Annotated in this window: 9 protein-coding genes and 1 pseudogene; 3 read left to right on the plus strand and 7 right to left on the minus strand. The window is 40.2% G+C overall.

The window, feature by feature from the left end; all coding sequences use genetic code 11:
* Positions 1–293: 293 nt before the first annotated feature.
* The gene (locus CALSC_RS08820; protein WP_235006731.1) at positions 294–545 is read right to left on the minus strand and encodes an Rpn family recombination-promoting nuclease/putative transposase; all 252 of its coding nucleotides are present in this window, start codon (positions 543–545) and stop codon (positions 294–296) included.
* 633 nt (positions 546–1,178) lie between these two features.
* Between CALSC_RS08820 and CALSC_RS08825 the strand changes: the two genes are divergently transcribed.
* The gene (locus tag CALSC_RS08825) at positions 1,179–2,162 is read left to right on the plus strand and encodes an RNA polymerase sigma factor, RpoD/SigA family (protein ID WP_088240995.1); all 984 of its coding nucleotides are present in this window, start codon (positions 1,179–1,181) and stop codon (positions 2,160–2,162) included.
* A gap of 826 nt (positions 2,163–2,988) precedes the next feature.
* Complete coding sequence (locus CALSC_RS08830) at positions 2,989–3,534, plus strand: LemA family protein (protein WP_235006732.1); 546 nt, start codon at positions 2,989–2,991, stop codon at positions 3,532–3,534.
* 21 nt (positions 3,535–3,555) lie between these two features.
* On the opposite strand, the gene CALSC_RS08835 is transcribed toward CALSC_RS08830, so the two are convergent.
* The 4 genes from CALSC_RS08835 to CALSC_RS08850 all read right to left on the minus strand — a co-directional run bounded on the left by CALSC_RS08835 (position 3,556) and on the right by CALSC_RS08850 (position 9,259).
* Positions 3,556–4,140 (minus strand): pentapeptide repeat-containing protein, encoded by a 585-nt coding sequence (locus CALSC_RS08835; protein WP_088241002.1) that lies wholly within the window; start codon positions 4,138–4,140, stop codon positions 3,556–3,558.
* 326 nt (positions 4,141–4,466) lie between these two features.
* Positions 4,467–6,191 carry a serine/threonine-protein kinase gene (locus CALSC_RS08840; RefSeq protein ID WP_327331244.1) on the minus strand — a complete coding sequence of 575 codons (1,725 nt, stop codon included), beginning with the start codon at positions 6,189–6,191 and terminating at the stop codon, positions 4,467–4,469.
* Positions 6,192–6,389: 198 nt separating this feature from the next.
* Positions 6,390–8,024 carry a hydantoinase B/oxoprolinase family protein gene (locus tag CALSC_RS08845; protein WP_088240997.1) on the minus strand — a complete coding sequence of 545 codons (1,635 nt, stop codon included), beginning with the start codon at positions 8,022–8,024 and terminating at the stop codon, positions 6,390–6,392.
* Positions 8,025–8,356: 332 nt separating this feature from the next.
* Positions 8,357–9,259 carry a cation diffusion facilitator family transporter gene (locus tag CALSC_RS08850; RefSeq protein WP_088240998.1) on the minus strand — a complete coding sequence of 301 codons (903 nt, stop codon included), beginning with the start codon at positions 9,257–9,259 and terminating at the stop codon, positions 8,357–8,359.
* Positions 9,260–9,882: 623 nt separating this feature from the next.
* Between CALSC_RS08850 and CALSC_RS08855 the strand changes: the two genes are divergently transcribed.
* The gene (locus CALSC_RS08855; RefSeq protein ID WP_088240999.1) at positions 9,883–10,236 is read left to right on the plus strand and encodes a hypothetical protein; all 354 of its coding nucleotides are present in this window, start codon (positions 9,883–9,885) and stop codon (positions 10,234–10,236) included.
* A gap of 522 nt (positions 10,237–10,758) precedes the next feature.
* Here the strand turns inward: CALSC_RS08855 and CALSC_RS08865 are convergent.
* A complete protein-coding gene (locus tag CALSC_RS08865) occupies positions 10,759–12,393 on the minus strand; it encodes an alpha-D-glucose phosphate-specific phosphoglucomutase (RefSeq protein ID WP_088241001.1) in 1,635 nt (544 codons plus the stop codon).
* Positions 12,394–12,442: 49 nt separating this feature from the next.
* Positions 12,443–12,713: pseudogene (locus CALSC_RS08870) on the minus strand (IS110 family transposase); the annotation flags it as partial.

Here is a 12,713-nt window from a genome sequence, read left to right on the forward strand (position 1 = left end):
TTAATATCTTTCTTAACCTCTTCTTTGAGTTCCTGTCTAGTTTCTTCCCTAACTTCTTGATAAAAACGGGTTTGTTTCCACTCACTTAAATCAAAAATTACTTCCAACTCCTACCAAATATAGCTAGTGATTTCTATTTTTGGTGTTGCATAAATACCGGATGAATTTAGATTTTTCGCCCAAAAAAATATTGCTCCTTTGCGCCTATCCTGCAGAAAGCAGCTCTGCGTCAATGCGTGAGATAAAAATCATCCCCTTAATCAACAAAGTCCTATTTTTCACTATTTTGCTTATTAGCAGCCTGATGTTATTAGTCTCCAGTACAAATCCTCATCTGTCTGAAACTGTACCTCAACAAAATAAATTGGCTCCCCAGGAAAGTCAGATTTTGGTAAAAAGACTCCATCAATGCATCGTGCGAGTTCTTTGACTTCCACAGAAGAAAACTCATAACATGATGCTAGGGTTGCAGGTTGTTCTAATAGTTTAAATAGAACACTGGGAAGATTTTGTGGCAGAGTATAGAAAATTGTATCTGTTTTCATCTTTCAAAGCCCATAATATCCTCTGCTCGTAGATACACTTGCTGGAATCTAAAAAAGATAGTAGATTAAACACCGGAAAAAATATCATATCCCTCTTTCGCTACAAACAAAATACATTAACTACAAGTCATCTATCCTTGATTCCGCAAATGTAATCATTCGTAACATCCCCACATATTACAACGAGTCAGTTCGGTTATTACCCTAGTTTTCAGCAACCTTAAGCAAGGGTTTAACGTCAACATATATATAAGGGCTACTGACAACAAGTTCATATTTTTTTTAAGAGAAACCATTATGTACTATAATTGAAAGTTTTATCTAAAACACTTTACTATCACCTGAATTTGTCGTAATATGAAATAAGTGGAACTCATACTGACTTCACATTGAGTCATCACCGCTAGGGAGTGAGAACAAGAAGAATTATCAAGAACCAGCGGAGAACTCAATAATTACTAGTATTTAGGGATGTGGGGGGAACTGAACTCCAGGATTCACAGTCTTAACAAGTTCTATGGAAAGAGAGTATCTTTGGGGGTTTTAAATTTTACGCAAGATTTATACTACCTTATCCCAATCCGTTCTAGTTGAAAGATTCATCATGTTTACGGAGTAGAGGACAACGCACCAATGCCTACTGTTAAAACCCAAACCGAAAACCTAAACACCAAATTCACGGCTGATATGGTGCGAACCTATCTGCGGGAGATTGGTCGTGTACCCCTGCTAACCCGCGAAGAAGAAATTGTCTTTGGGAAGCAGGTACAACAAATGATGACTTTGCTGGATGCCAAGGAGGCTCTGGCAAAGGAATTGCAGCGTGAACCCAGCTTACAAGAATGGGCTGAAAATGTAAACTTGTGCGAGACAGAAGTCAAACAAACTGTCAACCAAGGCAAACGGGCAAAGCAAAAGATGATAGAAGCGAATTTACGCTTAGTGGTTGCTATTGCCAAGAAATACCAAAAGCGTAATATGGAGTTTCTTGATCTAATCCAGGAGGGAACTTTAGGATTAGAGCGGGGTGTAGAGAAATTCGATCCAATCCGGGGCTATAAATTTTCCACCTATGCTTACTGGTGGATTCGCCAAGCGATTACGCGAGCAATTGCCCAGCAAGGACGTACTATTCGCTTACCAATCCATATTACCGAAAAACTGAATAAAATCAAAAAGGTACAGCGAGAGTTAGCTCAAAAGCTAGGTCGTTCTCCTTCTCCAACTGAGATTGCTAGAGAATTGGAATTAGAGCCAGCTCAGATTCGAGAGTATCTAAATATGGCACGTCAGCCAGTATCTTTAGATGTACGAGTTGGTGATAACCAAGATACTGAATTGCAAGAAATGTTGGAAGATGATGGTCCATCTCCAGAACATTACACGATTCAGGAATTCTTGCGCCAAGATTTAAATACGATGATGGCGGAATTGACACCTCAACAGCGAGAGGTTTTAGCCTTACGCTTTGGGTTAAATGATGGTCATGAGATGTCTTTGGCGAAGGTTGGTGAACGATTAAATCTCAGTCGTGAGCGCGTGCGTCAGTTAGAGCATCAAGCTCTTGCTCATATGCGTCGTCGTCGCGCTAATTTCAAAGAATATATTGCTAGCTAAAACGTGAAATAGCTTTTATTATTCTGCCTCCTTATGTTAGGGGGCTATTTTTTTGTGTAAGTAATAAGTAATAAGTTTACTGTTAAATTGAAGATATTACAGATTAAAGATGTTGCTTGGATAATAATGTGTTTGAACTACATCTCAAAAACAACAACACCCAACACTCTACTAGCTCGGGATTTTCCTCTCTTTCTTCAGACTACATAGGGGTGAACTGAACTCAAATTACTTCACACTCGCCATGAAGTACATGCTCAGTTACATAGCCCTCTTCTTACCATTAAGATGAGGAAATATCAGCGTTCGATGTGGGTGTTGCCGTTTGTTGACGAGACAGACAATGAAACAGCTTTTTTACCTCTTTCACTATGTTGAACATCAAGGCTGTTGAATCTGCCAGGGAAGCTTATTAGCTTCACTTACTAAGTTATCACTCCTATTTCTAAATGTGCTATTTTTGCAATCAATCTTTACTTTTCAATAGTTACTTACTTTGACTTTTTGTATATTTTGTCGTGCTAATCCTCAAGTGCGTAAGAAAATATATATAGGAGAGTGTGGAGAAATATTTCCTGATATTGCTTAGTAAAAACTGACTCCTAAAATAAAAGGTATAAAAAAACAGAATCAAGAGCTAAACAGGTAACAAATCATTGGTGTTACACACTTAAAAGCAAACATCCTCTGAGTCGTTTGATGGTGGTAATTTAACGGAAACTTTCAGCATTTAAGCATCGGCTGAAACGAAGAAAAAATTACCAAATACAAAATCCCTACCCATAAAAGAACCCCATATATAAATATAGAAAATATAGAGAGCAGTGTGGTTTTGAGGTCTCCCCAATTAGAGCAACTGCGGAGGGCTTGGGGAGGAGAAAAGGAGAAAAGGAGAACTTCCACGAATAAATTTGCAGAGAAGTGCGGTCTTGTGGATTTCCCTCCAAGAGCAACTTCGGAGGGTTTGAAACCTTGTTTCGCAAAGCTCCACAGCAAGGGAAAACGGTATTCCCCCCAGCAAGACTGCACCTTTTCCCCTACTTCTTCTGGTCAAACTTATTTGCAAGCGAGAACACTCACAGAAAAAGCTGCTGCAATCTTACAAGTTAATCAGACAATTGGACGTTTCCGGGATTATGCTGCTATCAATCCTAAACTGCAATCATCTCAAGTGTTTATCAATCTCCAGTACGAGCTGACTGGGACTGAAAACTGCATTGCCGTGGAAAGGATGCGTTACAATCGGTTGGTACAAGTGTATGACCAAAAAATTCAAACATTTCTCAATACCCTATTTACTAAGACTTTTGGTTTAGAGAAAAAGCCTTTCTTCCAAGCAACCAAGACTGAAATTTCTAGATTTGCCAATTAACATAATTCAGTAATCCCCTCATCATTCAGGAACAGCGTCAAACTGATTTGTGTAACAAGTAGTACCGCGAAGATCTTCGGGCTTGAATTTATCACACTGTTTGGGGATTTGACGCTGTAATGACCATCCATATGGTTTATCAGAAGTATCAGAACCACTAGGCATAATTGTCAGCCGGAAGTTTGCTCCCCGAAAATTGGTAAACATTACAGTTGCTTCTTTGAGATTAGCTGCTTCTAAATTGGCACCCATAAAACCAGCCAAAGACAAATCACTATTTTCTAGGGATGCTCCTTTGAGATTGGCACCAGTAAACGAAACTCCTTTGAGGTTTGCTCCATCTAGCTTGGCAGATTCTAGATTAGTTCCGGTCAGGTCGGCATTTTCTAAATTAGCCTTGGATAAAATTGCTGATTTTAAATTTGCATTCCGTAAATTAGCCCCAGATAGATTCATCTCACTCAGATTAGCGCCGCTCAAGTCGCAGCGAGGGCAGTCTTTAGTTTCCTTTAACTTTTCTAAATCTCCTTGATTAACTGCCCAAGCTTGGGGTGCTATTCCCAGAAAAGTTAATAGGGTAATAGAAGCAAAAATTTTCAACTGCATATTTTTTAGGGATAATTTCATATATGATAATTAACACAAGTATATATTGATATACTTAAAATATACGATTCCGTGAGCAACATCTCCGTATAAAGTACTAATAAAGCAACCATAAAACTATGGTAAATAGTTATTTTCATGGTGGTAGAAATCTCATCCGCTTCATAGAATAAGGATATCAAGGCTTATACGGAACCCTCTATAGTCAACGATTTATGGAGTCCCCCCTAGCTCAATCACCAGAGTAGCTAGGGGGGACTATTATTTGTCAATATTTTCCAGGAGGTGCAAGTATAATTACTTATGTAATCTTCTCACTGAGCCTCTTACCGCCAACCTATAAGGCGTAATATTGGTACTATGAGATAGTAGCTGACGGCTAACCAGAAGCTTATAGATATTCCAACTAGACCAAAAAAGATAAAATCTCCCCATAAATTACCCCATTGCAGTGGTACTACGGGGAGATTTAAGCTAATGCCTAATGATAATGTGATCGCGGTTCCATAGGCCGCAATGATGGCATGAACTATGTAGTGGCTAGGCAGCCCTAAACCCAGTGTCAGCAGAGAAATTGCCACTAAAATTCCTCCTAATATCCCTGCTTCACCATATTCTATTTGCATCAATTGCCCCACAAAGTATCCCAAGCCATAGCCAGTAATCCCCATTAGGGATGCGACTAAATAGCGCCTTCGCTGACCAAAGACCCCCGCAGTTGTTAATCCCCATGCAGTTCCCAAACCAGCACTCATGAACAAAATCATTTCTGAACCAAGGAAGGTTTGAGTCCCAGTTGCTAATGACGGTATTGTTTGATGCACGAAATCCGTAATTTGTTGACTCCACAAAGTCCTTTCCGATACTATAAAACCAGAAAATATACCAGTCCCAGCACCTATAGTGGTGAGAATTATTGCCCAAATAGTATAAAAAAATGCTTTAATTATTTGCAGACATGTTTTTCCCAGATTAAAACTAACTTTGGCGATCGCCTGAATCAGGTTAGCGATCGCTGTTTGTAAATCTGGTTTGATTGCGGTTAATCCTTTGTTAACTGGGACTTGTTTAACTATCTTGCTTAAACGTCTATGGAGCACACCAGCATTTGCAGGACGCAATTTTACATCCTGCTGCACCATGTCATTCAGTAAATTTATCAATTTATGATTGATATTATCGTTACCTGTTTTTTGTATTTCTGGGAGCCAATTAAATTCTCCATTGAAGGGATTTTCTAGTTCAGAAGGTTGTTTACCAGTCAGCAATACAATCATTGTCCTTCCTAGGGCATAAAAATCCGCTTGAACTCCCACATGAGCGCCATCAATTTGTTCCGGTGGACTATAGCCAGAGGAAAATAGGCGGGTAGAGCTATTTTGTCGCTTGAGTATTAATTCTCGAAATTGTTTGACCCCACCAAAATCAATCAGTACTAACTCCCCACCCAATCCAGATGAGGAAGAATTACGCAACATCAAATTAGATGGCTTAATATCACGGTGAATGATATGACGTTGGTGTAAGTGTTGCAGAATATCTACTGCTTGCAGCAACCAATTTAACACCATTTCTTGGGGACAACCGTGAGGATACTGCTTTTGAATTTCCTCTAAGGTCAAACCATTAATTTTTTCCATCACCAAGCAAGGTAAGTTTATCTGTCCTGAGGGGTCAGATAAATGTACCTGAAAATACCCATCCGTATCAACATGCGGTACTCCGGGATGGTTAAGATTGGCTAAAACCTTTGCTTCTTGTACAAATAAATCCAGTGCTTTAGCGGAATTTTGCAATAAAACTTTGAGTACCTTCTCTGTTTGTGTATGGGAATCCCACACAGTATAAATTTGGGCAAAACCACCAGTTCCCAATTGCCTTAATGGAATATAGCGGTCTACAAGTTGCAATGGTGAGCCACAGCTACTACAAAACCGATTTCCCCACGGTTGGGGATAAGGACGATGGCAATTGGGATTTATGCAGTGAATCTCACTCTGATTGAGGTGGGACACAACCACTAACATACAAAGGCTTAGTTGATTGTACACAAATTCAAGACCCATTATCCTCTCAATAAGTGCCCATGTGGAAGAAGGCTACGGTGTACACCTGAGGACAGAGGTTAAACTTATTACTCCTTTGGAGTTTACCATTTGCTTTATGCCGGGGAACCCCTACGGGTTGCGCCAGTTGCTTTATGCCGGTAAACCCTTCCACTGCAATGGCTTACCGTCCACCGCAATGGCTCACTTATTACTTGTAAATCCATCACTTCCCAATCCCCCACCACCAGGAGTTTCTATCACAAAAATATCCCCAACTTCCATCTCTACTGTGGCTGTACCATCTAAATTCTCACGAGTTCCATCTTGACGTTCTACCCAGTTGCGCCCAACGTTTCCCGGTTCTCCACCATGTAAACCAAAGGGAGGAATCAACCGATGGCTGGAAAGTATATTAGCTGTCATCGGTTCTAAAAATCGCAGGCGACGAATCACCCCATCACCACCTGTATATTGCCCTTTACCACCACTATGGGGACGCAAACTAAAACTTTCTAAGATTACGGGGTAACGAGTTTCTAAAACTTCGGGATCTGTCAACAGGGAATTAGTCATGTGGGTATGTACCGCATCAGTACCATCAAACTCAACTCCTGCGCCGGAACCACCGCAGATAGTTTCATAATATTGATAGTGGTGATTACCAAAAGTAAAGTTATTCATTGTTCCCTGGGAAGCAGCCATTAAACCCAAGGCACCATATAAAGCATCGACAATTGTTTGGGAAGTTTCCACATTACCGGCAACAACTGCTGTAGGGTAAGTTGGATTTAACATACAACCTGGGGGAATAATAATTTCTAATGGTTTTAAGCATCCAGCATTTAGGGGGATACTATCATCAACTAAAGTGCGGAATACATATAAAACTGCTGCTTGAGTAACTGCTTTAGGGGCATTAAAGTTATTATTTAATTGGGGAGATGTGCCAGTAAAATCTATTTTTGCGCTACGATTTGCGCGATTAATTGTTACTTTAACTTGAACTTTAGCCCCAGTATCCATTTCATAAATAAATGAGCCATCCTTGAGAACATCAATAGCTTTTCTGACCAATTCTTCGGCATTATCTTGGACAAAGTTCATATAAGCTTGAACTATATCTAGTCCATATTGAGCAACCATTTTTACTAATTCTTGTACCCCTCTTTCATTGGCAGCAATTTGGGCTTTAAAATCAGCTATATTTTGTTCGGGATTACGGGCTGGATAGGTATGATTTACAAGTAATTCCCTGACTATATTTTCCCGGAAATTACCCTGTTCTACTAAAAGAAAATTATCAAACAAAATACCTTCTTCTTCTACTGTTTGACTGTAGGGAGGCATAGAACCAGGAGTAATACCACCAATATCAGCTTGATGACCGCGAGAAGCAACGTAGAAGATGGGTGCTGGAGATTCTTCTTCCCCTTTCTCTAATCCAGAGGACGGGGTGATGTTTTCCATCGGTTTCCCATCATGGTTATTTATCGTTAGGAATACGGGGGTAATAGCTGTGACATCGGGGAGATGTGTACCGCCATTATAAGGATTATTAGATAAATAGACGTTGCCTGGTTTAATACTGTCGCCTTGATCATGAATTAAACTGCGGACACTTTCACTCATTGAGCCTAAATGTACGGGAATATGAGGAGCATTGGCAACTAATGATCCGAAACTATCAAAAATTGCACAGGAAAAATCTAGACGTTCTTTTATATTTACTGATGCTGCGGTATTTTGCAACACAATTCCCATTTGTTCCGCGATGAATTGATAGAGATTCTTAAATATTTCTAGACGGACTGGATCGGGTTTTAATATTGCTGGCATATTTATAGGGCTATGTGTAAGGAATAAGTAATAAATTTACTATTCATAGGTTTGGTCGGGATGTGAAAAAGTCAAAGGGTGTGGAGTCTCTTTTATTGCTAGGGATTTTGTATTTGGTAATTTTTTCTCCGTTTCAACCGATGCTTAAACGCTGAAATGACCTAACCACTTTAGACGATTGATAATTTTTTCAATTATTTCTGAAATTATGAAAACCCTACTCTTGAAAGAGTCTGGGGTGTAGGGTTTAACAAGACTTTCTTTTTTTCCCTACACCCCAAACTCTATCCCCTAACCCCTCTTCCCGTAAAGCTGGCTACACCGTTTCCTTGCTACCCTACTTCCGATTCAAAGGTAATTTGCTGGGATTGATAGGCGGGTGGCTCCACATGAATTAAAATTCTGGCAGGACTGAAGCGTTCTTCTAAAATCATTTCCACTTCCTCAGTAATGCGGTGAGCAGTTTCCACATCATGAGCATCTACAATCAGATGCATTTCAATAAAAACTTGACGACCTACCACACCACGGGAAGCAATATCATGACAATCTATTGTCCCTACTACAGAAAGAACAATACCATGAATTACTTCCGGTGCGATCGCCATTTCATCTACGAGCCAAGGTAAATTATCTTTTAAAACTGACCAACCACTCGAGAATACCAATAGAGCAACAGGGAAAGCTAACACGATATCTAACCACTGATAGCCCATCCAAACCCCTATCAATCCAACAATTACAGTGATTGTTACCCACACATCACTCATGGTATGTTTGGCATCAGCAATCAAAATTGGGCTACCAACCCGGTGACCGACATGACGCTCGTAAAACGCCACAAAAATATTTATACCTAGAACAATTAATAGTAGCCACAATTCTGATGCAGAAACTTGAACAGAACTACCACCTTGAATAATTCGCCCCACAACTCCTTGTAAAATTTCAAAGCAAGCTATACCTAAAAAAGCAGCAATTCCTAAAGCTCCTACCGCTTCAAATTTCAGGTGTCCGTAGGGATGCTCGCGATCAGGGTTTGGTGAAGAAAATCGACTAGCAATTAATCCTAAAATGTTGTTAGCACTATCGGTGACACTATGTAAAGCATCTGCTAATAAGCTTAAAGAACCAGTCCACCAACCAATTACTGCCTTTAATACCATGACAAATATATTCAGCAGCAGAGTAATTATTAAAACTTTTCTGACAGTGGTGCGGTTGTCGGCAATCATTGGTTATATTTCGGACTAAGTTCTTAGATTTATACTGTAGAACTTAATGCACCAAGTAATACTAACCAAAGTTGTATAACTATTACCTACTAAAGATGTTATTTGGCTGTAATATAAATAAGAAATTCAATTTTATTGAGACTATTTATAAATAGCTTGAGCTATAATATCTGTACAAATTGACTTTTAACCTATTCTTTACATTATATTTTTTTGCATTAATACTAAGGCTATTAAAATTACTTATATTTTTCCTGGATAAAACTTACACCAATTCAAATAATTTTTGCGATAAATACATTTTTCGTAAGGGCACGGCATCCATAATCCTTTAGTGTATCAAATTATCACTCTAATGCCGTGTCCCTACTCATCTATCCCATTCTTTTTTTAATGGTATTACACCAATTTGAAAAACAATTGCGACAGATGGAAAAAAAGAAAAGCTTATGTAGGGCTTGCTGAATAACGTAAGCTTACCGTCCACCGTAGTGACTTACCGTCTACAACGCTGGATCCCCAAGACCACACTATCCTCAAAATCTAAAATAGTATAGCCTTGGATATTATGCACCTACCAAGGAAAATAGTACTTGTAGCAATATATTTCTGATAAATCACCCATGTCCTCGACTCATCTCACCCTAAACTTGGTAGAAGGTTCCGTTTCATTTAGTTTTTCCCCAGCAGCGGCTCAGGAATTAAAAGCAGAAATCAATTCATTAATGCAAGGTTTAAAGGCTATTGCCACTCATCCAGCTCCAGGAAAAAGTAAAGTTAATCCTCAAAAAAGTATGGAGTACCAACATACAGGGGAGGTTTTTTTAGAAATTTTTTGCAACCCCAATATTTGGCCTACACCCTTTGCTGCTAAAGTATTAATCACAGTCCGCGATTCTCATATTCGCCTAACTACAGAAGCCGAATTGACGCGGGTGATTGACGATATTAATCAATACTTAGAGCAAAATTCATAATTAAAGCCTATGGAGAGGGTAGAAACAAGCCTCACATCTACCCAATAGCTCAGGGGGTGGCAATAAGCTTGAAATACAGACAGGGTTTGGGGGTTGAGTGTTAGGTGATGAGGAAATCCCATCTTTTCATATTGCAACCTGTGAATAACCTCCAAGTAGTTAGACCTGTCAAGAAGAGACGAGGAGACGCGGAGACACCGATGTGGTGGGGCTTGAACCGCCTACCAATCGAGAGCCATCAAATCGCAGATTTTGATGGAGGACTCAGACCCTTGGGGCTTATCGCTCAGGACACTGGGCTTGGGACACATCCCGCTCCGCGTCCCCGTATCCCCGTGTCGCCTCGTCATCTGGTTGAATTAAGATATTATTTATGTCAGATGTGATCTAACATTCAAAGGGCAATTAGAGCTTATTTCTCCCTAACCCCTGACTCCTCAACCCTAACCCTAGTCATCATTTTATCCTTGTTGTCACCTGTTAAGACCCAATGGGGAGGCGGTGAGATCAATAATTAAATGCTTAGGTAATCACAGTTGGCTTTTCCCGTCCTGTCATCTGGCGAATTTGAGCAATTTCATCACTCAAGGTAATTAAATCTGCCAATGCTTGTTGGGGATCGAGATTTTGTTTTGCCACATCTGGTTCATAGCTTTCCAGGTAAACTCTTAATGTCGCACCTTGGGTTCCCGTCCCAGACAGGCGAAATACAATCCGCGAACCATCACTAAAACCAATACGAATACCTTGTTTTTGGCTGATACTACCATCAATGGGATCGGTATAACCGAAATCATCAGCATACGCTACTTGATACTGACCAAATTGTTTACCCTTGAGAGTAGACAATAAGGAACGCAAATTTGTCATTAAGGTGTTGGCTTTCTCAGTATCCACCTCTTCATAGTCATGACGAGAGTAGTAATTACGTCCATAGCTTTGCCAGTGTTCCTTGACAATTGACTCTACAGATTGTTGCTTTACAGCCAGGATATTTAACCAGAATAATACCGCCCACAGTCCATCTTTTTCCCGGACATGGTTGGAACCAGTACCAAAACTTTCTTCACCACACAGGGTGGCTTTACCTGCATCCAAGAGATTACCAAAAAATTTCCAGCCAGTTGGGGTTTCATAACAATCCATCCCCAGTTGTGCTGCTACTTTATCAACTGCTTGACTAGTAGGCATAGAACGGGCAACTCCTGCTAAACCAGAACTATAACCAGGAACTAGCTTGGCATTTGCTGCCAGTATAGCAAGGCTATCACTAGGGGTAACAAAGAACTTACGCCCTAAAATCATATTGCGATCGCCATCTCCATCGGAAGCTGCTCCAAAATCTGGTGCCCCCTCCCCGTATAAAATATCAACTAGTTCATGGGCGTATACTAAATTAGGGTCTGGATGTCCGCCACCAAAATCTTCTAAGGGTGTACCATTTTGTACAGTGCCAATGGGTGCGCCTAACCGTTCTTCAAATATCTCAATAGCATAGGGCCCGGTAACAGCGTGCATGGAATCTATACACATGCGGAAGTTGCCAGAAGCAATGAATTTGCGAATTAGGTCAAAATCGAACAGGGATGCCATTAAATCGCCATAGTCAGCCACGGAATCGATTACTTCTACCTGCATGGAACCTAGTTGAGATGTTCCCAATTTATCAAGATTTACGTCTTCAGTAGCCAGAATTTGATAACTGGTAATTTCCTTACTATAGGTATAAATTGCTTCTGTTACCTTCTCCGGTGCCGGGCCTCCATTACCAATATTATACTTGATCCCGAAATCATTATCAGGGCCACCAGGGTTATGGCTGGCAGAAAGGATAATGCCCCCAAAGGCTTGATTCTTGCGAATTACACAGGATGCGGCGGGAGTAGATAAAATACCACCTTGACCAACTAAAACTCTGCCAAATCCATTTGCAGCGGACATTTTCAGGATGATTTGGATGGCTTGGCGATTGTAGTAACGACCATCACCACCTACAACTAAGGTTTGTCCTTGATAGCCTTCTAAACTGTTAAATATTGCTTGGACAAAGTTTTCTAGATAATTGGTTTGTTGAAATGCTTTAACGCGCTTACGCAATCCGGATGTGCCCGGTTTTTGGTCTGTAAATGGTTGTGTAGATACCGTTTTTATGCTCATAACAAATTCCCAGGCAAGGTAAGAAATGGCAGTTTTGCTACTGACAATTTCACTCTAGTGGATTTTTGGACACTTCATCTACTAGTGCTTGAAAAAGCATTCTCACAGCCTTTGCAGCCGTGCGAGATCGCGCTAGTTGAACGGGCTTCCCCTCACGTTTTTGTGTATCCAAATATTTGCCCAATTCTTCGCCGATGGGATTTTTTAAGCGACAACGTTTAACTTCTACACGGGTAAATATCCACTGCCATAAGGCTTTACGACAAATAGAACTACCACCAACAATTTTTATTTTCTGGGAGTCACCAGATGATTCTTCT

The organism is Calothrix rhizosoleniae SC01, assembly GCF_900185595.1.
Lineage (GTDB): Bacteria > Cyanobacteriota > Cyanobacteriia > Cyanobacteriales > Nostocaceae > Calothrix_A > Calothrix_A rhizosoleniae.